Raw genomic sequence first — 21,053 nt, 5'->3', positions numbered from 1 at the left:
CGGGTGCCCGGTTAGTGTTCTGGGCGTGGCCGACTCCAGCGCGCCGGGCGCCTATCTCGACGCCGCTTCCACCGAACCGCCGCATCCCGCGGCGCGGGCGGCGCTGCTGGAGGCGCTGGACGCGGGCTGGGCCGATCCCGCCAGGCTCTACGGGACGGCCCGGAGCACCCGCGTGCTGATGGACCGGGCGCGCGCGCGTGTCGCCGGTGTCCTGCGTGCCCGTCCGGACGAGGTGTCCTTCACGTCCTCGGGCACCCAGGCGGTGCACCTGGCGGTCCTCGGGGGGCTCCAGGCGCGCCGGCGGGCCGGGCGCCACCTGGTGGTCGGCGCCGTCGAGCACTCCAGCGTCCTGCACGCCGCCGAACTGCACGAGCAGGGCGGCGGCGAGGTCACGGTCGTCGGCGTCGACCGGACCGGCCGGGTCGACCCGGCCGCGTTCGGCGCCGCGCTCAGGCCCGACACCGCGCTGGCGTGCCTCCAGTCGGCCAACCACGAGGTGGGGACGCTCCAGCCCGTCGCGGAGGCCGCCGAGGCGTGCCGCGCGGCGGGCGTGCCGCTGTTCGTCGACGCCGCGCAGTCCCTCGGACGCGTGGACGTGCCGGACGGCTGGTCCTTCCTCGCCGGGAGTGCCCACAAATGGGGCGGACCCGCCGGAGTCGGGGTGCTGGTGATCCGCAAGGGCACCCGCTGGCGCTCCCCGCTGCCCGCCGACGAGCGCGAGGGGCGCCGCGTCCCCGGCTTCGAGAACGTCCCCGCCGTCGTCGCGGCGGCCGCCGCCCTGGAGGCGTTCCGGGCGGACATGGCGGACGAGGCGCCGCGCCTGTCCGCGCTCGTCGACCTCATCCGCGACCGCGTCCCGAGGGAGATCCCGGACGTCCAGGTGGTCGGCGACCCCGTCCGGCGGCTCCCCCACCTCGTCACCTTTTCGTGCCTGTATGTCGAGGGTGAGGCACTTCTCACCGAATTGGACAAGATGGGTTTCGCGGTTTCCTCGGGAAGCTCGTGTACGGCGGATACGCTGCGTCCAAGTCATGTCCTGGAGGCGATGGGAGTGATCACCCATGGGAACGTGCGGGTGTCGCTGCCGCGTGGCACCGGTCCGGCCGACGTCGACCGGTTCCTCGCCGTCCTCCCCGGCGCCGTCTCCCGGCTGCGCCGGTCGGCGATGAACACCCCAGAGACAGGGAGGCGGTCGCGCCCATGAGGTTCCGAGGCCGCGTCAAGGGCACCGCGCCCGCCACCCCCGCGCCGTCCCCCGCCGAGCCCGCGGGCCCGCCCCCCGTGCTGGTCATCGACGCGCTCGGCCGCAAGTGCCCGATCCCGATCATCATGCTCGCCGAGCGGATCCGCGAGGTCCCGGTCGGCGAGGTCGTCGCCGTCCTCGCCGACGACGCCGCCGCCCGCACCGACATCCCCGCCTGGTGCCGCATGAAGTCCCAGGACTTCGTCCGCGAGGAGACCCTCCCCCAGGGCGGCTGGGGCTTCCACATCCGCAGAACGTACTGAACCGCGCCGCCTCCGGCGCCGCGGCGAGCGGCGCTCCTATCACGCCCTCCACCCTCGTCACTCCGGCGCCAGCGCTCCCTGCGCTCCTCAGTCCACAGTGCGCGACACACGCCCATCGCGCCGCCTCCGGCGCCGCGGCGAGCGGCGCTCCCTTCGCGCCCTCTTCCCTCGTCACTCCGGTCGCCGGCGCTCCCTGCGCTCCTCAGTCCACAGTGCGCGGCACACGCCCATCGCGCCGCCTCCGGCGCCGCGGCGACCGGCGCTCTTTCCGCGCCCCCTTCCCTCGTCACTCCGGTCGCCGGCGCTCCCTGCGCTCCTCAGTCCAGAGGGCGCGGCGCCGCTCGCGACCTCTTGCGTGCCTGGATTGAGGGGTCCACGTACCTGAGTTGCGAATGGCCGCGTCCCTTGGGTGGGGCGCGGCCATTCGGCTCGTTCGGGTTACGGGTTCGGGGTGGTGATGTGGGGGGCGACCTCGTCGGCGGCCGCCTGGCCGTAGGTGGCGGCGAAGCGGTCGATGAAGGACCCGCGGGCCAGGGTGTACTCCTGCGGGCCCGCGGCCTCCAGGGCGTGCGCGGCGATGGCGTTGCCGACCTGGGCGGCGCGCTCCAGGGGCAGGCCCCAGGCGGTGGCCGACAGGAAGCCGCCGCGGAACGCGTCGCCGACGCCGGTCGGGTCGACGACGGAGTCGACGTGGACGGGCGGGACGTGCACGCCCTCCTCGCCCTCGCGGTCGATGACGACGCCCTTGGCGCCGAGCGTGGTGACGCGGACGCCGACGCGGGAGAGGATCTCCTCGCTCGACCAGCCGGTCTTCTCCTCGCTGAGGGCCTTCTCGTACTCGTTGGTGAACAGGTACGCGGCGCCGTCGACGAGGCGGCGGACGTCGGCGCCGTCCATGCGGGCGAGCTGCTGGGACGGGTCGGCCGCGAACGGGATCTCGCGGGTGCGGCACTCGTCGGTGTGGCGGAGCATCGCCTCGGGGTCGTTGGGGCTGACCACGACGAGGTCGAGGCCGCCGACGCGCTCGGCGACGGGACGCAGCTCGATGGAGCGGGCCTCGCTCATCGCCCCGGCGTAGAAGGTGGCGATCTGGTTCTGGTCCTGGTCGGTGGTGCACAGGAACCGGGCGGTGTGGTGGATCTCGGACACGTGGACGGACGCGGTGTCCACGCCGTGCCGTTCGAGCCAGGAGCGGTAGTCGGCGAAGTCGGCGCCGACGGAGCCGACGAGGATCGACTCCTTGCCGAGGCTGCCCATCCCGAAGCAGATGTTGGCGGCGATGCCGCCCCGGCGGATCTCCAGCTCGTCCACCAGGAACGAGAGCGACACCTGGTCGAGCTGGTCCGGGAGGAGCTGGTCGGTGAACCGTCCGGGGAAGGTCATGAGATGGTCGGTCGCAATGGAGCCTGTCACGGCGATGCGCACGGGCGTCGCTCTCCTCGTCGTGGTCGTCCGGCTTGTCACCGGCTGTTTCAACCCGGAAAGACTACTTCCATCGGAGCATACGAAACGGCCCTTGTGCGGCCATCGAGGATGCCTGGACACGACCGGCGGATGCGGCGCGTCCCCGGAAACGCCGAGGGCGGCCCGGAATCACACCGGACCGCCCTTCGGGCTCATCGACGCGGGACCTAGTTGAAGCTGTCACCGCAGGCGCAGGAGCCGGACGCGTTGGGGTTGTCGATCGTGAAGCCCTGCTTCTCGATCGAGTCGACGAAGTCGATGGTGGCGCCGGTCAGGTAGGGGGCGCTCATCCGGTCGACGCGGACCGACAGGCCGCCGAAGTCCTGGATCTGGTCGCCGTCCATCTCCCGCTCGTCGAAGAACAGCTGGTAGATCAGGCCGGAGCAGCCACCCGGCTGCACGGCGACCCGCAGGGCGAGGTCGTCGCGGCCCTCCTGCTCCAGAAGGCCACGCGCCTTCACGGCGGCGGCGTCGGTGAGGACGACGCCCTGCTGCGTGGTCTCCTGCGTGGTCTCGCCTGAAACCGTCATGTGTTCAGCTCCCGGGTTCTCGCTGCGCCGCTGGTGCGGCGAACCGTCGCTTGTCTCCGAGGACGTCGTTCGACCTCTTCCCGTAGGACAACGTACCTCCCCGCAGGGCCATTCCGCGTATCGGCGGGGTTTAACTCCCGGGAGGGGTGCGGTCTACGTCACACCGCCGGATCTGCCCGGATGTGCAATCATTAGTCGTCAGAGCGACGATAAGTCCGTCGCAGGAGGGAGTCTTCCCCGTGACCACCCCAGTGCGTGATCTTCCGCTGCTGCTGCTCGGCCAGGGCGCCGACCCGGCCAGCGAGCGCGGCGTGGACTGTCCGGGCGAGCTGCCGCCCGCGTCCGACCCCCGGCTGGTCGAGCGGGCCGCCGCCGCGAAGGCCGCGCTCGGCGACCGGGTGTTCGTCCTCGGCCACCACTACCAGCGCGACGAGGTCATCCGGTTCGCGGACGTCACCGGCGACTCCTTCAAGCTGGCCCAGCAGGCGGCGGCGCGCCCCGAGGCGCCCTACGTGGTGTTCTGCGGCGTGCACTTCATGGCGGAGTCGGCCGACATCCTGACCGCGGCCCACCAGCAGGTGATCCTCCCCGACCTCGGCGCGGGCTGCTCGATGGCCGACATGGCCACCTTCGACCAGGTCGAGGAGTGCTGGGACGTCCTGGAGGACGCCGGGATCGCCGACGACGTGGTCCCGGTGACCTACATGAACTCCTCGGCCGACATCAAGGGCTTCGTCGGACGGCACGGCGGCGTCGTGTGCACCTCCTCCAACGCCAGGCGGGCCCTGGAGTGGGCCTACTCCAAGGGGAAGAAGGTGCTGTTCCTGCCCGACCAGCACCTCGGCCGCAACACCGCCGTCCTGGAGATGGGCTTCTCGCTGGACGACTGCGTCGTCTACAGCCCGCACCGCCGCGACGGCGGCCTCGACCACCGGCGGCTGCGGGACGCGAAGATGATCCTCTGGCGCGGCCACTGCTCGGTGCACGGCCGGTTCAGCAAGGAGTCGGTGGACGACGTGCGGGCCCGCGTCCCCGGCGTGAACGTGCTCGTCCACCCCGAGTGCCGGCACGAGGTCGTCACCGCCGCGGACCGGATCGGCTCGACCGAGTACATCATCAAGGCGATCGAGGCGGCCGAGCCCGGGTCGTCGTGGGCGGTCGGGACGGAGCTGAACCTCGTCCGGCGGCTGGCGAACGCCCACCCCGACAAGAACGTGATGTTCCTCGACAAGACCGTCTGCTACTGCTCGACGATGAACCGGATCGACCTGCCGCACCTGGTCATGTCGCTGGAGACGCTGGCGCGCGGCGAGGTCGAGAACGTCATCACGGTGGACGAGGAGACCGCGCACTACGCCCGCGTGGCCCTCGACCAGATGCTCGCCCTGCCGTAGCGGAGGTCAGAGGCCGGGGGCGCCCCAGACGGGGAACCACCGGCCGAGGTCGTCCTCGAAGGGGAGGTCCGCGCCGATCGCGCCGCGCACCTGGAGTTCGAGCGCGTTGTCGCGCTTGTCGCCGGGAAGCGGCGCGAACGGGTAGAACGTGCCGCGCTTGTAGAGGTAGACGAGCGCGAGCCGCCGCCCGTCAAGGCCGGCGAACCCGGCGAGCGAGCACAGCAGGTGCGGGCCGAACCCGCCGCCCTCCAGCGTCGCGTTGACCGCGTGCAGGTCGGTGACCAGCGCGGGGAGCTCCTCCGGCGGATGCTCGGCGAGCAGCCAGGTGTACCCGTAGCCGTCGGTGCTGATCTCGACCTTCGGGCCCTCGTCGGCGTCGAGCAGTTCCTGGACGTCCTGCTGGAGCCGCGCGAACGCGCCGCCCTCGGCCGCGCGGAAGCACACCGAGCCGAGCCCGGTGGGCCGGAAGCCGGCGGCGGCCTCCAGTGTGATCGCGGCGGTGGACAGCCCGAACAGCCGGTCGAGGTCGGGCTTGACCGGCTTGGACCGGCCGAGCAGCGTGTCCAGGAATCCCATCAGGCTCCCCTGCTGAGCTGGTCGGAGATCGACGACAGCTGGGCGAGGCGGCGGTCGAGCGTCGGGTGGGTGGAGAACAGCGAGGAGACGCTGAAGCCCTTGCCGAACGCCGGGGTGAAGAAGAAGGCGTTGAACGCCTGCGCGGAGCGCAGGTCGTTGGTCGGGATCCGGGCGATCTCACCGGTGACCTTCGTCAGCGCGCTCGCCAGCGCGGACGGGCGGCCGGTCAGCAGCGCGGCGGCCCGGTCGGCCGACAGCTCCCGGTAGCGCGACAGCGCCCGGGTGAGCAGGAAGCTGACCGCGTACGCGACGGCGCTGACCGCGATCACGGCGAGCAGGATCAGGCCGGTGTTCTGGTCGCCGTCGCGGCGGTTGAAGCCGCCCCACAGGCCCCACTCCAGCCCGAACCGCGTGATCAGGCCCGCGCAGATGCCGAGGAACGAGGCGATCGTCATGACCGCGACGTCCTTGTGCGCGATGTGCGCCATCTCGTGCGCGAGGACGCCCTCCAGCTCGACCGGGTCGAGGCGGCGCATCAGGCCGGTCGTGACGCACACGACGGCCTTCTTCTGGTTGCGGCCGGTGGCGAACGCGTTCGGGACGTCGGTGTCGGTGATCGCGACGCGCGGCTTCGGCGCGTCCGACATCGCGCAGATCCGGTCGATGACGCCGTGCAGTTCGGGCGCCTCCTCCGGGGAGACCTCCCGCCCGTGCATGGCGAACATCGTCAGCTTGTCGGAGAAGAAGTACTGGACGAGGAGGAAGACCAGGGCGACGCCCAGCGCGATCATGCCGATGCTCGGTGAGATCACGAAGAACGCCGTGACGAAGACGACGTAGACCAGCCCCAGCAGGAACATGGTCACGAGCATGCGCGACGTGAGCCCCCGATCGGAGGCGTACCGCGTCCGGGCCATTTCTGATCTCCCCCGTTCTCCCGATTCACCTGTAGCAACGTCCGAGAGCCGGGTTTCGTGCCGGATCAGTCCGGAATGAGCCCCTCGTCACCCAGCATCGACCGGACCTCGTCGATGTGCGCGTCCGCCGGGGGGAGGATCAGCTCCGAGGGCGCGAGGCTGTCGGCCGGCAGCGGCTGGCCCACCTTGCGGACGTTCTCCAGCAGGGCGTGCAGCGCGGCGCGGAACGCCGTCTCGTCGTCGGCCTCGATCGCCTTCTCCAGCTCGGCGTCGAGGGTGTTGAGCGCCGAGAGGTCGGCGGCCGCCACGTCCAGCTGGCCCTCGCCCATCAGGCGGACGATCACTGGGCACCCCCGGGCTTCTGCGGCCACGGGGCCTGCTGCGGGGTGTCCTGGGCCTGCTGCTGCGCCTGCGCGGCCGAGGAGCCCTGGTTCAGCTCCTTGGGCGCGGGGCCCTGGCCCAGCTCGGCCTTGAGACGTTCCAGTTCGAGGTCGACGCCGGGCCCGGAGCCCATCCGGTCGAGCTCGGCCTGGATGTCGTCCTTGGGACCGGAGAAGTCCTCCAGGGCGCCGGAGGCGAGGAGTTCGTCGATGGCGCCCGCGCGGGCCTTCATCGTCTCGGTCTTCTCCTCGGCGCGCTGGATCGCCAGACCCACATCGCCCATCTCCTCGGAGATGCCGGAGAACGCCTCGTTGATCTTCGTCTGCGCCTCGGCGGCCGTGTAGGTCGCCTTGATCGTCTCCTTGCGGGTGCGGAAGGAGTCGACCTTGGCCTGGAGCCGCTGGGAGGCGAGCGTGAGCTTCTCCTCCTCGCCCTGCAACTGCTGGTACTGGGCGCGCAGGTCGCCGAGCTGGCCGTCGAGCCCGGCGCGGCGGGTCAGGGCCTCGCGGGCGAGGTCCTCGCGGCCCACCTGGAGGGCCTTCTTGCCCTGGTCGGTCAGCTTGTTCTGCTGACCTTCCAACTGGTTGATCTGCAGCTCAAGACGCTTGCGCGAGGTGGCGACGTCGGCGACACCCCGACGGACCTTCTGCAGCATCTCAAGCTGGCGCTGGTAGGAGTAGTCGAGCGTCTCGCGAGGATCCTCCATGCGGTCCAGGGCCTTGTTCGCCTTGGACTTGAAGATCATCGACATTCGCTTCATCACGCTCATCGCGCGGCGCCGGTCCCTTCGTGCTGTCGCCTCAGTCGCAAACTGGGCTCAATGACCACTGCTGGGGTTCTTATCACCCTACGCGTTAACGTCCCAGCCTTGCGAGATGTTGCCGTCAGAGCGTCGCAGTCCCCCCATGATCGCATGGGTACCCTTCCCCGGTTCGCGGACTCGATGCTCACGAATCTCGGACGCGCGCCGCCCGGTGTCCAGTTCCCTGTCCGGTTCCGGCGGTACGGCGGGTGACGGGTCAACTCCCCTCCCGCGGCCTCGGGACGCCCCACCGCGCGTCCTCCTCCCGCGCCCGCAGGAACCGGTCCACGACCTGCGCCGCGTGCGCGACGTCTCCCCCGCAGGGGAAGAGGAAGCCGCCCCTCCCCTTCGCGGCCTCGTGGAACCCCCACCCGCCCTTGGGCACGGCCAGCACGTTCAGAGTCGTCACGACGCCCTCGCCGTGGATCCGCAGGAGCGGCTGCCCCACCCGCGCGATCTCGGGACGGTCCGTCCGCACGCACCGCCACTCGAGCTCCTCCAGGACGGGCGCCAGCTCGTCCAGGTACCGGATGACGGTCTCCCGGTGCTGCTCCGTCCGCCACCGCAAATAACGGGACCGGAGCCTGCGCCGCACCTCGTATCCGGTCAGCGAAGTTCGACCCATGCGACCTTCCCTCCTTCGTTCGGCGGACGCACGCCCCGCGCCCGAACCGTCCCCCCGCCACGATCAGCGCCGGGCCGCGCTCCGGTGTCGCCGTGTCGAACCGCTGAGGACCGCCGAGGCGCGGGAGCCCCGGTCCTTCTTGGGCCGGGGCTCCCGCGTCTGGCGTCGTGGCGGGTGGGGGCCGGTAGGCTGATCCCCGTGTTCAAGCGTCGTAGCCCAGAAGCGCCGGAGAGCCCTCCGGAGGTCGTGAAGCCCGGAGGCAAGGGCCGTCCCACGCCCAAGCGCAGCGAGGCCGAGAAGCGCCGCCGCCAGCCGATCACGGCGCCTTCCACGCGCAAGGAGGCCTACAAGCGGGCCAGGGAGCGGCAGGCCGGCGAGCGGGTCAAGGCCAAGCAGGGCATGGCCAAGGGCGACGACAAGTACCTGCTCAAGCGCGACAAGGGGCCGGTGCGCAAGCTCGCCCGCAACTACGTGGACGCGCGCCGCACGTTCGGCTCGTACCTGATGTACGCGTTGTTCGCGGTCGTGATCCTCAGCCTGATGCCGATCCCCGCCGCGCGGCTGATGGGGCTGTTCGCGCCGCCGGTGGTGCTGCTGGTCGTCCTGGCGGAGGGCGTGTTCCTCAGCCGCGGGGTGAAGAAGCTGGCCTCGGAGCGGTATCCGGACGACGACCAGCGCGGCGTGGGCCTCTACGCGGCGATGCGCGCGATGCAGATCCGCAGGCTGCGGATGCCCGCCCCGGCGGTGAAGCTCGGCGAGAAGGACCGGGTCTGACCCCGGGGTCGCGATCACCGGCCGGATAGGGTTCCGGACATGGAGTTCCGATACCTCGGCCGGAGCGGTCTGAAGATCAGCGAGATCGCGTACGGCAACTGGCTCACCCACGGCTCCCAGGTCGAGGAGGACGCGGCGCACGCCTGTGTGCGCGCCGCCCTCGACGAGGGGATCACGACCTTCGACACCGCGGACGTCTACGCCGGGACGCGCGCCGAGGAGGTTCTCGGCCGCGCGCTCAAGGGCCAGCGCCGCGAGGGGCTGGAGATCTTCACGAAGGTCTTCTGGCCGACCGGGCCGGGCCCGAACGACCGCGGGCTGTCGCGCAAGCACATCATGGAGGGCATCGACGGCTCCCTGCGCCGCCTCGGCACCGACTACGTCGACCTTTACCAGGCGCACCGGTTCGACCACGAGACGCCGCTGGAGGAGACCCTCCGCGCGTTCGACGACCTCGTCCGGCGCGGCAAAGTCCTCTACGTCGGCGTGTCGGAGTGGCGCGCCGAGGAGATCGAGCGGGCCCTGAAGATCGCGGACGAGATGGGCTTCGACCGCCTGGTGTCCAACCAGCCGCAGTACTCGATGCTGTGGCGGGTGATCGAGGAGGAGGTCGTCCCGCTGTCGGAGCGCGAGGGCCTCGGCCAGGTCGTGTGGTCGCCGATCGCGCAGGGCGTGCTGACCGGCAAGTACCGCCCCGGGCAGCCGCTCCCGGCGGGCTCGCGCGCCACCGACGACAAGGGCGGCGCCAACATGATCAGCCGCTTCCTCGACGACGGGCTGCTGACCCGCGTGCAGAACCTGCGCCCGATCGCGGACGAGCTGGGCCTGTCGATGGCGCAGCTCGCGATCGCGTGGACGCTCCAGAACGCGAACGTGTCGGCGGCGATCGTCGGGGCGTCGCGCCCGGAGCAGGTGAGCGACAACGTGAAGGCCGCCGGGGTCAAGCTGGAGGCCGACGTGCTGCGGCGGATCGACGACGTGCTCGGCGACGCGGTGTTCCGCGACGCGTCCCACACCGTCAGCCCGCCCACCCGGCCGTGAGCGAGGGGCCGCGGGGCCCGGTGCCCCGCGGCCCTCGGCCGGTTCACTCGGGGTCGAGCAGGCTCATCCCGTAGACGACGTCCTCGCCGTCCAGCAGCGTCACCTTGTCGACCTCGTCGGCGCGCAGGCCGCGCCAGTTCTCACCCAGCCAGCTCTCCGCGTCCGCCTGGGTGGAGAACGTCTCCTCCGATACCCCGGCCGGGCGGCCGTCGGCCTTTTCCAAACGCCAGTTCCACGCCATGGCGACCTCCCTCGTCGGCCCGAACACTAGTCGCCTCGGCGTGTCGTGTCCGGTCAGGACGCGGCCTCACTCGTCCGGCGGCCTCACCGGCGCAGGGCGTAGGCGCGGATGGTGCTCTGCTCGACGGTGCCGCCCGCCGCGTCGACGGCGGTGGCGGAGAGGGAGACGTACTCGGCGTCCGCGGGGTGGCGGAGGTCGATGGCCCAGCCGTCCCCGGCGGGCCGGGTGGCGGCGTCCCGCCACGTCCGGCCGTCGTCGTAGGAGACGCGGACGCGGAGCCGCTTCACTCTGGGCGCCCCGGCCCCGGGCGGGGTCTGCACCTTGGCGCCGACGCGGTGTGCGGCACCGGCGAGGGCGCGGCTGTGGCCGTCGAGTCCCGCGTCGTAGCGCACCGCCATGAGCGGGGGCGCGGCCTCGGTGCCGGTGTGCGCCGAGGTGAAGGTCCAGGCCGCGTCGGTGCGGGTGCCCAGCGGCGACCACGGGACGTTCCGCTCGGCGGTGGTCTCCAACCTGTAGCGCCCGCCTCCGCCGGGGAGCGTGAAGGTGCCGAAACCGGCGTCCTGGCTCGTGCCGATCGGCCGTCCGTCCAGCTTCAGGGTCGTGCTGCCGGTGATGTGCCCGTCCTCCCAGGGGGCGTCCCGCGGCCCGACGTGGTTGGGGACGCCGTCGGAGAACAGGGACATGTTGACGTCCAGCTGGTCTTGGCGGCGGACGACGGCGGGGGTGAGGTCGCCGCCGTTCCAGTACGCCAGCGCGGGGGTGAGCGGGGCGGTGTTCCATCGCCGGGTGTACTCACCGGCGCTCGGGTAGCGCTCCCCGCTCTGGGTCGCCTCCAGGTTCTGGAAGGCGCAGTCGTCGCCGTCCATCAGCAGGTCGTCGCTCCACCGGACACCCGGGGTGGTGTGGACGGTGTGCTCCCCCGGCGCCGTGCCCGCCAGCAGGCCGTGCGAGACGATGACGGGCAGGTCGGGCAGGTCGGGCCCGGTCCAGGTCGAGACGCAGGCGGCGCGGCCGGGCGCGGGGTAGCCCGTGCGGACCGCGGCCAGGTCGGAGCGGTGGACCCGGAACACCGGCTCGTCGGGGATGCGGCCCTTCGAGGTGGTGAGCACGGAGTACTGGTACCGGCCCTCGCCCGTGCCGCCGGGCGTCCAGGTGGTGAAGACGTGGAGCGACACGCCGACCGCCGGGGAGACGTACAACCCGTTCTCCAGCGGGAGGCGGTAGGCGTGCCGCTCCCCCTTGGTCGTCATCGGGACGAGCACGTCGCCCAGGAACATCTTCGGGCCCGGGTCGTCCAGGCTCACCTCGACCTTCCTGGTGGTGCGGGCGTCCAGCAGGACGCCGGTGTCACCGGCGACCGTCACCGACGGCCGGATCACCAGGGCGGCGGCGTCGGGGCGGCCGGGCTCCCGCGTGCGGATCCAGGTGCCCACCCGGTACGTGCCCGGCGGCACCTCGACCTGCCCCGATCCCCCGGTGAACGTGCCGTGCACCTGTTCGCCGGTCGAAGGGTCGAAGACCCCGAAACTCTCGGCGTCGCCGTCGGCGGGCGCCTCACCGGCGCGGTCGAGGACCGACACCGTGAGCCGGTGGAGCGGGCCGGCCGCCCGCCGCCGGGGGGCGCGGGACGGCGACGCGGGCCTCGGTTCGATCATCCGTGGACCGTCCCGGAGCGCCGTCTCCTCCATCGTGCCTCCGACGGCCTGGCGGGGCGTACGGTTCGCGACGGGCGCGGACCGCGCGGCGGGGTCCGACGGGGGCGCGCCGACGCCGGACGCGACGACGACCGCGACGGCGCTCCCGAACAGGACCGGCAGGCCGCGGGTGGACGTGTCCATCTGGGCTCCTCTGTGTCGATCATCATCACGGGGTCTATGTCCGCGGCCGCCGTCCGGGTTCCCGGGGGCGCGCGGAACCCCCGGCTCGTCCGCGGACACAGAAGGGCATGAGATACGTGTCGACCGACCCGGACCCGACCGACGCCGAGATGTGGCGGCGGGCCGTCGAGGGCGAGGCCGAGGCGTTCGGGGTGCTGTTCGACCGGCACTCCCGCGCCGTCTACAACCACTGCTTCCGCCGCGCCGGCGACTGGTCGGCGGCGGAGGAGCTGACCTCGGTCGTGTTCCTTGAGGCGTGGCGCCGCCGCGCCGAGGTGCGGCTGGACGGCGACTCGGCCCTGCCCTGGCTGCTCGGCGTGGCCGCCAACGTCGCCCGCAACCGCGACCGCGCGCGGCGCCGGCACCGCGACGCGCTGGCCCGCCTCCCCGAGCGCCCGGACGCCTCCGACCACGCCGACGACGTGGCGGAGCGGCTCGACGCCGAACGGGCGATGGCGCGGCTCCTGCGCCTGGTGAGGCGGCTCTCCCCCGACGACCAGGACGTCCTCGCCCTGTGCGCGGCGGACGGGCTCAGCTACGCCCAGGCGGCCGTCGCCCTGGGGGTGCCGGTGGGGACCGTGCGGTCGCGCCTGTCCAGGGCGAAGTCGCGGCTGCGGGAGCTGGCGGCGAACGAGCCCCACGCGAACGGTGAACGCCACTCGGCGCTTCAGTCGACCCAGGAGGAACTGTGAACGAGTACTCGCCGCCTCGCGAGCGCGACCTGGACCCGGCGGCCGGTGCCGTACGGAGGCGGCACCTCGTCGAGGAGATCTCGCGGCCCGCCGGACGGCGCCGGATCGCCCGGCGCGGGCCCTGGATCGCGGGCGGGGTCGCCGCCCTCGTCCTGGCGGGCGGCGGCGTCGCCGTCGCCGGGGGCCTGCTGGACGACGGAGTGGAGCAGTCCCTGGCCACCGGCTGCTACGCGCGCGCGGACCTGCAAGCCGACACGACCGCCATCGGGACCGGCACCCTCGACCCGGTCGGCGAGTGCGCCGGGCTGTGGCGGGAGGGCGTCGTGCGAGAGGGCACACGCACGGCGCCGCCGCTCGTGGCCTGCGGCATGGACAAGGCGGTCGGGGTCTTCCCCGGCGACTCCGGGGTCTGCCGGAAGCTCGGACTGCGTCCGTGGCGCCCGCTCGCGGGCGCCGAGAGGACCCGGGCCCAGGCGCTCGCCAGGCTCCGGAAGGAGCTCGTGGCCGGGTTCAGCGCCCGCTGCGTCTCCGAGCGGAGGTCGATCGCGCTCGCCGAGGGGCGGCTCGCCGCCAACGGCCTGCCGGGATGGCGCGTGGTGACCGCCGAGTTCGGCCGCGTGCACGGACGGGACGGGCGCTGCGCCTCCTTCGGCGACATCGACCCGGAGACCCGGACCATCACCCTGACGGGGGTCCCCGCCGAATGAAGCCGGGCGGGCCCGCGGCCCGTGTCTCCAGGCCACCGTAGTATTCGCGGCGTCATGGACATTCAGCTTCTCGACCTCGCGGGTCCCGGCGGCTGGCCCGCGGCCGGGTGCGGGTGCGCGTCCTGCGGCCGGCTGCGCACCGCCGGGGTCTCGCACGGGCCGACGCGGGTCCTCATCGACGGCGTGCCGCTGGAGGATTGCGCCCGCGTCCCCGTGGCCGGGGGCCACGACGTCACCGGGCCGTCCGGTGGGCGTGCGCTGGTCTCGTCCGGGCCCGGGGCCGATCCCGAGCCGGGTGCGGGGGTGGTGTACGACGCCGTCCTGCTGGATCTGGTGGGGTCACCCGAGCATCTGGGACGGCTGCGCACGGCTGGGGCCGTCACGTCCGGGACCGAGGTTCTGGCCGTGCACGTCGACCACCGGATCCGTTCGGTCGAGGAGTTGGAGCGGCGGACGGCGTTCTGGCGGCGTCCGGCGGGCGGGCCCCACCGGACGCTGCTGCTGGGCGGCGCGCGGTCGGGGAAGTCGGCGGAGGCGGAGCTGCGGCTGGCCGCGTGCCCGGACGTGACCTACGTGGCGACCGGCGTGGTCCGCGCGGACGACCCGGAGTGGACGGCGCGCGTCGAGGCGCACAGGCGGCGGCGCCCGGAGTGGTGGCGGACGGTCGAGACCTCCGACCTCGGCGGCGTGCTCGGGGAGGCCGAGGGGGCGGTGCTGGTGGACGGCGTCGGCTCCTGGCTGGCGGTCGTGTTCGACGAGGAAGGGGCGTGGGACGACCCGGACCGCGTCCGGCCGCGTCTGGACGGTCTCGTCGACGCCTGGCGGCGCACGAGGTCCCGCGTCGTGGCGGTGAGCGACGAGGTCGGCCTGTCGGTGGTGCCCGCGACCCGGTCGGGACGGGCGTTCCGGGACGCGCTCGGGCACCTCAACCAGCGGCTCGCCGCCGAGTCCGAGGAGGCCGCGCTGGTCGTGGCGGGCCGCGTCACGGAGCTGGCGTGATCGCGGGGCTGCGGCTGGCCGTCACGCTCCTGACCGTCGTGCCGCTGCCGGCGGGGAGCGTCGACCGGGGCACCGCGCGGGCCGCGATGCTGACCGCGCCCGCCGTGGGGCTGGTCACCGGCGGCGCCGCGGCGCTGGTGCTCGTCGCGGGCGACGCGGCGGGGCTGTCGCCGCTGCTGCGCGCGGCGCTCGCGGTGGCGGCGACGGCGGTGCTCACGCGGGCGCTGCACCTGGACGGGCTCGCCGACCTGGCCGACGGGCTCGGCAGCGGCCGCCCGGCGGCGGAGGCGCTCGCGATCATGAAGCGGTCCGACATCGGGCCGTTCGGCGTGGTGACGCTGCTCCTGACCCTGCTCGTCCAGGTCGCGGCGCTCGCGTCCGCGCCGCATGGCGCCGTGGCCGCGGTCATCGGGGCCGTGACCGGGCGTGCGGCGCTGCCCTGGGCGTGCCGGGACGCCGTTCCGGCGGCGCGGCCGGGCGGGCTGGGCTCGCTGGTCGCGGGCACCGTCCCGACGCGGAACGCGCTGCTGGTCACCGGGCTCGTCGTCGTGGGCGCGGCCGCCGCCGGGGCGGCCGCGAGCGGGCCCGGCGGCGCGCCGCGCGCCGCCGCCGCCGTCCTGGTCGGGCTGGCGGCGGCGGCGCTGATGCTGCGGCACGCCGTCCGGCGGCTGGGCGGGGTCACCGGCGACGTCCTCGGCGCGCTGGTCGAGATCGCCGGGACCGCCGCCCTGATCACGCTGGCGCCGTGACCGCCCGGCGGGCGTAGGCGCGGACGTCGGCGTCCGGGTCGGTGCGGGCGCGGTCCAGCGCGGCGGCCACCTCCGGGGTCGCGGGGACGGCGGACAGCGCGATCACGGCGGCCTTGCGGACGTCGAGGTGCGGGTCGTCCAGCGCCTTGATCAGCGGCCCCGCGGCGACCTCCGGGTCGGCGGCGGCCAGGCCCCGCGCGGCGCCCGTCCTGACCTGCCAGGCGGGGTCGTGCAGGGCGCCGACGGCGGCGGCGGAGAGCGGCGGCGGGCAGCCGATCCCGGCGAGCGCCTCCAGCGCCGCCGCCCTGACCAGGTCGTCGCGGTCGCCGAGCAGCGCGCCCAGGGCGCCCGCCGCGGAGGCGGCGCCGATCGTGCCGAGGCCGTGCGCGACCGCGACCCGCACCTCGCGGGACGCGTCGCCGGAGGCCGCCGCCACCCGGTCGGAGGCGTCGTGGGCGACCAGGCCCCGCACGGCCTGGAGGCGGACGCGGTGGTCGGGGTCCCCGAGCGCGTCGCCGAACACCTCGGGCGAGCCGAGCCGCAGCGCGCGCAGGACGTCCAGGACGGCCGCCCGGACCTGCGCGTCCTCGCTCCCCAGCGCACCGGACAGCGCGTCCCGCACCTCGGGGGTCGCGGGCAGCACCTCGACCAGCTCGCGCAGCGCGGTCGCGGCGGCGCGCCGGACCGACCCGTGCCCGTCCCCGAGCGCGCACGCGAGGGCCCCCGCGACGCCGTCCGGCGCGACCTCGGTGAGGGTGGCGACGGCGGCGCGGCGGACCTTCGGGTCCGGGTCCTCCAGGTAGGGGGTGATCTCCTCGACGGGCGGCTCGGTCTCGGCGAGCCGCTGGAGCTCCAGCAGGTGCGGGGACCGGCCGATCGCGGTCGCCTGCCGCGTCGTGGCCGTGCCCGGAACCGGAGTGTGCGCGGCCGAGCGCGGCGCCTCCGGGGTCAGGACGACGACGGGCGTGTCCTCGGGCGGGACGGTGAACTCCTCCACCGGCACCAGGTAGGGCGCGACGGGACGCTTGAGGAACTCCATCGTCCCGTCGTCGCGGCGCCGCAGGTCGAGGTGGTACATCCAGGACGCGTCGTCGCGCTCGGGCAGGTCGGCGCGGTCGTGGTAGAGGCCCCAGCGGCTCTCGGTACGGGCCAGCGACGAGCGGGCCGCCATCTCCGCGCAGTCCCGGATGAACGTCACCTCCGCGCAGCGCATCAGCTCGTGCGGGGTCGTCGCGCCCATCTCGGCGATCTCCCCCTCCATCCGGGTGAAGGTCTCGACCGCGATGTCGAGCTTGGCCTGCGTCTTCGGCGGCGCGACGTAGTCGTTGACGAACCGGCGGAGCTTGTACTCGACCTGCGGCTGGGGCGGGCCGTCCGGGTGGCGCAGCGGGCGGTAGATCAGCTCGTGCGCCGCCGCGATCTGGTCCTCCGGCAGCGCGGCGAGGCCCTCGCCGTAGGTGCAGTAGGCGGAGGCGTGCGCGCCCGCCAGGTCACCGAACACGAACGCGCCGATCATGTAGTTGTGCGGGACGCAGGCCAGGTCGCCCGCCGCGTACAGGCCGGGGACCGTGGTGCGGGCGTTCTCGTCCACCCGGACTCCCGAGGCCGAGTGGCCGCCGCACAGCCCGATCTCGGAGATGTGCATCTCCACGTCGTGCGTCCGGTAGTCGTGGCCGCGTCCGGAGTGGAACGTGCCGCGCGTCGGCCGCTCGGTGGTGTGCAGGATGCTCTCCAGCGCCGACAGCGTCTCGTCCGGCAGGTGGGTGAGCTTGAGGTAGATGGGCCCGCGCGCGGAGTCGATCTCGCGCTTGACCTCCGCCATCATCTGCCCCGACCAGTAGTCGCAGTCGACGAACCGGGTGCCCTCGGCGTTCACCTGGTAGCCGCCGAACGGGTTGGCGACGTAGGCGCAGGCGGGCCCGTTGTAGTCCTTGATGAGCGGGTTGATCTGGAAGCACTCGATGCCGCTCAGCTCCGCGCCCGCGTGGTAGGCCATCGCGTAGCCGTCACCGGCGTTGGTGGGGTTCTCGTAGGTCCCGTAGAGGTAGCCGGACGCGGGGAGCCCGAGCCGCCCGGCCGCCCCGGTCGCGAGGATGACGGCGTTCGCCGACACCGTGACGAACTCGCCGGTGCGGGTGTCGAAGCCCACCGCCCCGACGGCCCGCCCGCCGGAGGTGAGGACGCGCACCGGCATGACGCGGTTCTCGATCCGCACCTTCTCCCGGATCGAGCGCTGCCGCAGCACCCGGTACAGCACCTTCTTGACGTCCTTGCCCTCCGGCATCGGCAGCACGTAGGAACCTGACCGGTGGACGCGCCGCACCGCGTACTCGCCGTGCTCGTCCTTCTCGAACTTCACGCCGTAGCGCTCCAGGCGCTTCACCATCGCGAACCCGCGCGTCGCCGTCTGGTGGACGGTCCGCTGGTCGACGATGCCGTCGTTGGCGCGGGTGATCTCGGCGACGTAGTCCTCGGGGGTGGCCTTGCCGGGGATGACCGCGTTGTTCACGCCGTCCATGCCCATCGCGAGGGCGCCCGAGTGCCGGACGTGCGCCTTCTCCAGCAGCAGCACCGACGACCCGTGCTCGGCGGCGGTGATCGCCGCCATCGTCCCGGCGGTGCCGCCGCCGACGACCAGCACGTCGCAGCTCAGCTCGCGCCGCCGCCCCACGGGCGGGATCTCCATCGGCACGGAGTTCTCCATCGGCACGGATGGGGTCTCCATCAGACGGCCTCCCTCTCCTCGACGCGCGTTTCCGGCCGCGCGTCCTGAACGACTTCGGGTGCGGCGCCGAGCGCCGCGAGCAGCAGGTCGCGGGACGCGGGGACGGGGAACTCGGCCGCCACGCCGACCGCGCCGAGCACCACGATCCGGTGCCCGAGCAGCAGCGCCTCGTCCACGTCGTGGGTGACGAACACGACGGTGGCGGGCGCGTCGGCGAGGACGTCCAGCAGCAGGCGCTGCATGCTCGCGCGGGTCTGCGCGTCCAGGGCGCCGAACGGCTCGTCCATGAGGATCGCGCGCGGACCGGCCGCGAGCGTGCGGGCGAGCTGGACGCGCTGGCGCATCCCGCCCGACAGCTCGCGCGGCAGCCGGTCGGCGGCGTCGCCGAGCCCGACCCGTTCGAGCCAGCGGGCCGCCGTCGCGCGGCGCTCCCCGCGCCGGACGCCGCGCAGCGCCAGCGCCAGCTCGACGTTGCGGCGCGCCGTGCGCCAGGGCAGCAGCGCGTCGTCCTGGAAGACGAGCGCGCGGTCGGCGGAGGTGCCGGTGACGGGCTCGCCGCCCGCGACGAGGCGTCCGGACGCGGCGGGCAGCAGCCCCGCGAACGCCCGCAGCAGCGTCGACTTGCCGCATCCCGACGGCCCGAGCACGACGAGGATCTCCCCCGCCGCGACCGCCAGGTTCAGCCCCGACACGACGGGCCGCCCGGCGTAGCCGAGCGTCACCCCCTCGGCCCGCAGGGACAGCGCCCCGTTCCCGCCCATCAGCGTTCCTCCCTCGGCAGCCAGCGGGTCAGCCTGCGGCCGGCCACCTCCACGGCGGCGGAGGTGAGCCAGCCGAGCAGCCCGATGGTGGCCATCCCGACGAGCACGCCGGGGTAGTCGACGATCGTGTACGCCTGCCAGGTGCGGTAGCCGACGCCGAAGTCGCCGGAGATCATCTCGGCGGAGATCACGCAGATCCACGCCACGCCCATCCCGATCGACAGGCCCCCGAACACCCCCGGCAGCACCCCGGGCAGGACGACGCGGAGCAGCACCCGCCACCGGCCCGCGCCGAGCGTCCGCACCGCGTCCTCCCAGACGACCGGGAGCGCCTTCACCGCGTGCCGGGTGCTGACCAGGACGGGGAAGAACCCGGCGGCGAACGTGATGAAGACGATCCCCTGCTCGTTCGCCGGGAACAGCAGGATCGCCACGGGCACCAGCGCGATCGCGGGGATCGGCCGCGCCACCTCGAACAGCGGCTGGAGCAGGTCGCCCGCCCAGCGCGACCGGGCGGTCGCGACGCCGAGGACGACGCCGAGCACGGCCGCCAGCGCGAACCCGGTGAGGATCCGGACGAGGCTCTGCGCGATGTCCTGCCAGAACTGGGCCTCCTCGACCTGGCGCCCGAACTCGCGCAGCACGTCCATCGGGCCGGGGAAGCGGTCGAAGCGCACCCAGAACCGGACGTTCGCCGCGGTGAGGATCTGCCAGGCCAGCAGCGCGGTCGCGAGCGACGCCGCCCGCACCGGCCACCGCAGGAGCCCGCTCACCCGCGCCCCGCCCGCGCGCCCCGCGCCCGTGCGCGTCGCGTCGGCGCGTGTCGCGTCGGCGCGCGGTCCCCTCGCCCGTGTCGCGGTCATGCGCGCTTCACCGCCTCGTCGTAGGCCACGACCCTGGCGCCGCCGTGCGCGGACACGTACTTCTGCGCGCCCTCCTGGGTGGCGAACGGCTTGAACCGCTTGGCGGCCCCGGCCGACGGGTCCTCGACCCAGACGTCCTTGTCGGCGAACCAGCGCGTCCCGGAGGCGGTGTCGGGGATGTAGGCGGCGCGGATCTGCTTGCCCTGGCCTTGCAGCGCCTTCACGTTCCGCAGCAGGCAGACGGGGTCGGCGACGGGACGCGTCCGCGGCTCGCCCTTCACCCACACCTCGCCCGCCGTGGCGGCGTCGCCCACCTTCGTCTTGCAGACCTCGTCCGTGCCGGTGATCGCGGCGGGGTTGGCGGTGGAGGCGGCCTGCCCGTCGTAGGACGGGCCGACGACCTTCCTGATGTAGGACTCGTTGACGAAGGGGTCCACCTGGAGCGGCGTCTGGATGACCCCGATCGACTTCAGGAACGGGACGTCCTGGACGAACGCGTCCCGCAGCGGCTTCTTCACGGTCGGGTCGAACGTCGCCACCCCGCCCGCGCCGTTGTAGAGGTAGACGGTCTCCACCGGCAGCCCCGTGGCCGACGCCACCGACTCCGCCGCCTCCAGGGGGTGGGCGTGCAGGTAGTTGGTCGCGTCGATCTGCGCTTGCAGGAACGCCCGCAGGATCTTCTCGTTGTCCTTGGCGTACTGCTTGCGGACGACCACGCCGTGGAACGTCGGCACGCCCAGCTGGCCTCCGTCGTAGAGCAGCCTGGCCTCGCCCCGGTTCACCAGCAGGCCGGGCCAGGCCACGAACTGCGCGAACGCCGCCGCGTGCCCCGACTGGAGCGCCGACGCGCCGACCGTGGGCTGCTGGTTCTCGACCTTGACGTCCTTGGACGGGTCGAGCCCGTACCGGCGCGCCGCCTGGACGAACGTCCCGTGCCCGGCGGACCCGACGCTCGCCGACACCGTCTTGCCCTTCAGGTCGCGCAGCGTCTTCGCCTTGGAGTCGTTCGCGACGACCACGCCGTTCAGCGACCCGCGCAGGTTGTAGCCGGTCACCGACACCCACTCGGTGGCGGCGTCGCCGCCCTGCGCCTGCGAGCGCGAGCCGTTGATCAGCAGCGGGTAGTCGCCCATCGAGCCGATGTCGATCTTCCCGGCGAGCATCTGCGCGGTGATCGGCGCGCCCGTGTCGTAGTCGCGCCACACGACGGAGTGCTTGTCCCCGCCGAGCTCCTTGAGGCGCTTCTCGAAGTAGCCCTGCGAGCGCAGCAGCGTGCCCGCGGTGACCGTGTTGATGGTCTTGGACTGGTAACCCACGACGATCTCGCCCGAGCCGCCCCCGCCCGAGGCGTTCCCCGCCACGGTGCAGCCGGCCAGCAGTGGAACCAGGGCGGCACCGGCCGCCAGCACTCTCTTCATCGGATATGTCC

At 73.4% G+C, this 21,053-nt stretch carries 22 protein-coding genes; 9 read left to right on the top strand and 13 right to left on the bottom strand.

Going from position 1 to position 21,053, the window contains the following annotated elements; genetic code table 11:
* Window positions 1-25: 25 nt before the first annotated feature.
* Complete coding sequence (locus tag KLI87_RS16145; RefSeq protein WP_308166033.1) at window positions 26-1,204, top strand: aminotransferase class V-fold PLP-dependent enzyme; 1,179 nt, start codon at window positions 26-28, stop codon at window positions 1,202-1,204.
* Window positions 1,201-1,506, top strand: a complete 306-nt coding sequence (locus tag KLI87_RS16140; RefSeq protein WP_156219432.1) for a sulfurtransferase TusA family protein — start codon at window positions 1,201-1,203, stop codon at window positions 1,504-1,506. Before KLI87_RS16145 ends, KLI87_RS16140 begins: the two co-directional genes overlap by 4 nt.
* Before the next feature lie 438 nt (window positions 1,507-1,944).
* Here KLI87_RS16140 and KLI87_RS16135 read toward each other — a convergent pair whose 3' ends face one another.
* Window positions 1,945-2,931 (bottom strand): carbohydrate kinase family protein, encoded by a 987-nt coding sequence (locus tag KLI87_RS16135; protein ID WP_214617725.1) that lies wholly within the window; start codon window positions 2,929-2,931, stop codon window positions 1,945-1,947.
* Window positions 2,932-3,137: 206 nt separating this feature from the next.
* The gene (locus KLI87_RS16130) at window positions 3,138-3,500 is read right to left on the bottom strand and encodes an iron-sulfur cluster assembly accessory protein (RefSeq protein WP_156219431.1); all 363 of its coding nucleotides are present in this window, start codon (window positions 3,498-3,500) and stop codon (window positions 3,138-3,140) included.
* Window positions 3,501-3,739: 239 nt separating this feature from the next.
* On the opposite strand from KLI87_RS16130, the gene nadA reads away from it, so the two are divergent.
* Window positions 3,740-4,894, top strand: coding sequence for a quinolinate synthase NadA (gene nadA, locus KLI87_RS16125; RefSeq protein ID WP_214617724.1), 1,155 nt, complete (start codon window positions 3,740-3,742; stop codon window positions 4,892-4,894).
* 6 nt (window positions 4,895-4,900) lie between these two features.
* On the opposite strand, the gene KLI87_RS16120 is transcribed toward nadA, so the two are convergent.
* From KLI87_RS16120 to KLI87_RS40065, 5 genes are all read right to left on the bottom strand, one after another.
* Complete coding sequence (locus KLI87_RS16120) at window positions 4,901-5,470, bottom strand: hypothetical protein (RefSeq protein ID WP_214617723.1); 570 nt, start codon at window positions 5,468-5,470, stop codon at window positions 4,901-4,903.
* On the bottom strand, window positions 5,470-6,387 hold the full coding sequence (gene htpX / locus KLI87_RS16115; RefSeq protein WP_156219429.1) for a zinc metalloprotease HtpX: 918 nt from the start codon (window positions 6,385-6,387) through the stop codon (window positions 5,470-5,472). The genes KLI87_RS16120 and htpX overlap by 1 nt, the downstream gene beginning before the upstream one ends.
* Window positions 6,388-6,452: 65 nt before the next feature.
* Window positions 6,453-6,731, bottom strand: coding sequence for a hypothetical protein (locus KLI87_RS16110; RefSeq protein WP_214617722.1), 279 nt, complete (start codon window positions 6,729-6,731; stop codon window positions 6,453-6,455).
* Complete coding sequence (locus KLI87_RS16105; protein ID WP_214617721.1) at window positions 6,728-7,537, bottom strand: PspA/IM30 family protein; 810 nt, start codon at window positions 7,535-7,537, stop codon at window positions 6,728-6,730. The genes KLI87_RS16110 and KLI87_RS16105 overlap by 4 nt, the downstream gene beginning before the upstream one ends.
* A 250-nt stretch (window positions 7,538-7,787) precedes the next feature.
* Complete coding sequence (locus KLI87_RS40065) at window positions 7,788-8,195, bottom strand: hypothetical protein (protein ID WP_250903911.1); 408 nt, start codon at window positions 8,193-8,195, stop codon at window positions 7,788-7,790.
* Window positions 8,196-8,393: 198 nt separating this feature from the next.
* Here KLI87_RS40065 and KLI87_RS40060 point away from each other — a divergent pair, with 198 nt between their 5' ends.
* Both KLI87_RS40060 and KLI87_RS16095 read left to right on the top strand, forming a co-directional pair.
* Window positions 8,394-8,969, top strand: coding sequence for a DUF3043 domain-containing protein (locus KLI87_RS40060; RefSeq protein WP_308166032.1), 576 nt, complete (start codon window positions 8,394-8,396; stop codon window positions 8,967-8,969).
* A gap of 39 nt (window positions 8,970-9,008) precedes the next feature.
* On the top strand, window positions 9,009-10,010 hold the full coding sequence (locus tag KLI87_RS16095; RefSeq protein WP_214617719.1) for an aldo/keto reductase family protein: 1,002 nt from the start codon (window positions 9,009-9,011) through the stop codon (window positions 10,008-10,010).
* A 43-nt stretch (window positions 10,011-10,053) separates the two neighbouring features.
* On the opposite strand, the gene KLI87_RS16090 is transcribed toward KLI87_RS16095, so the two are convergent.
* Complete coding sequence (locus KLI87_RS16090; RefSeq protein WP_156219425.1) at window positions 10,054-10,251, bottom strand: hypothetical protein; 198 nt, start codon at window positions 10,249-10,251, stop codon at window positions 10,054-10,056.
* Between the two features lie 83 nt (window positions 10,252-10,334).
* A complete protein-coding gene (locus KLI87_RS16085; RefSeq protein ID WP_214617718.1) occupies window positions 10,335-12,089 on the bottom strand; it encodes a hypothetical protein in 1,755 nt (584 codons plus the stop codon).
* A 107-nt stretch (window positions 12,090-12,196) separates the two neighbouring features.
* Here KLI87_RS16085 and KLI87_RS16080 point away from each other — a divergent pair, with 107 nt between their 5' ends.
* Genes KLI87_RS16080 through KLI87_RS16065 form a run of 4 tightly spaced genes read left to right on the top strand, consistent with a single transcriptional unit; the run spans window position 12,197 to window position 15,275 of the window.
* Window positions 12,197-12,820, top strand: a complete 624-nt coding sequence (locus KLI87_RS16080; RefSeq protein WP_156219423.1) for an RNA polymerase sigma factor — start codon at window positions 12,197-12,199, stop codon at window positions 12,818-12,820.
* Window positions 12,817-13,527: a hypothetical protein gene (locus KLI87_RS16075; protein WP_214617717.1), complete on the top strand. Its 711-nt coding sequence runs from the start codon at window positions 12,817-12,819 to the stop codon at window positions 13,525-13,527. Before KLI87_RS16080 ends, KLI87_RS16075 begins: the two co-directional genes overlap by 4 nt.
* 54 nt (window positions 13,528-13,581) lie before the next feature.
* The gene (locus tag KLI87_RS16070; protein WP_214617716.1) at window positions 13,582-14,526 is read left to right on the top strand and encodes a bifunctional adenosylcobinamide kinase/adenosylcobinamide-phosphate guanylyltransferase; all 945 of its coding nucleotides are present in this window, start codon (window positions 13,582-13,584) and stop codon (window positions 14,524-14,526) included.
* Complete coding sequence (locus KLI87_RS16065) at window positions 14,523-15,275, top strand: adenosylcobinamide-GDP ribazoletransferase (RefSeq protein WP_308166031.1); 753 nt, start codon at window positions 14,523-14,525, stop codon at window positions 15,273-15,275. Before KLI87_RS16070 ends, KLI87_RS16065 begins: the two co-directional genes overlap by 4 nt.
* Here the strand turns inward: KLI87_RS16065 and KLI87_RS16060 are convergent.
* The 4 genes from KLI87_RS16060 to KLI87_RS16045 are packed head-to-tail and all read right to left on the bottom strand — an operon-like array spanning window position 15,259 to window position 21,042.
* On the bottom strand, window positions 15,259-18,000 hold the full coding sequence (locus tag KLI87_RS16060) for a fumarate reductase/succinate dehydrogenase flavoprotein subunit (RefSeq protein WP_250903910.1): 2,742 nt from the start codon (window positions 17,998-18,000) through the stop codon (window positions 15,259-15,261). The two genes, KLI87_RS16065 and KLI87_RS16060, sit on opposite strands and share 17 nt — an antisense overlap.
* Window positions 18,000-18,761, bottom strand: coding sequence for an ABC transporter ATP-binding protein (locus KLI87_RS16055; RefSeq protein WP_214617715.1), 762 nt, complete (start codon window positions 18,759-18,761; stop codon window positions 18,000-18,002). Before KLI87_RS16055 ends, KLI87_RS16060 begins: the two co-directional genes overlap by 1 nt.
* Window positions 18,761-19,624, bottom strand: coding sequence for an ABC transporter permease (locus tag KLI87_RS16050; RefSeq protein WP_214617714.1), 864 nt, complete (start codon window positions 19,622-19,624; stop codon window positions 18,761-18,763). Before KLI87_RS16050 ends, KLI87_RS16055 begins: the two co-directional genes overlap by 1 nt.
* The gene (locus KLI87_RS16045; RefSeq protein ID WP_214617713.1) at window positions 19,621-21,042 is read right to left on the bottom strand and encodes an ABC transporter substrate-binding protein; all 1,422 of its coding nucleotides are present in this window, start codon (window positions 21,040-21,042) and stop codon (window positions 19,621-19,623) included. The genes KLI87_RS16050 and KLI87_RS16045 overlap by 4 nt, the downstream gene beginning before the upstream one ends.
* Window positions 21,043-21,053 lie beyond the last annotated feature (11 nt).

It is taken from the genome of Actinomadura sp. NEAU-AAG7, from assembly GCF_018603865.1.
Taxonomy (GTDB): Bacteria; Actinomycetota; Actinomycetes; order Streptosporangiales; family Streptosporangiaceae; genus Spirillospora; species Spirillospora litoris.
The sequence above is the reverse complement of the archived record's forward strand: the minus strand, read 5'-3'. Positions and strand labels throughout refer to the sequence as shown.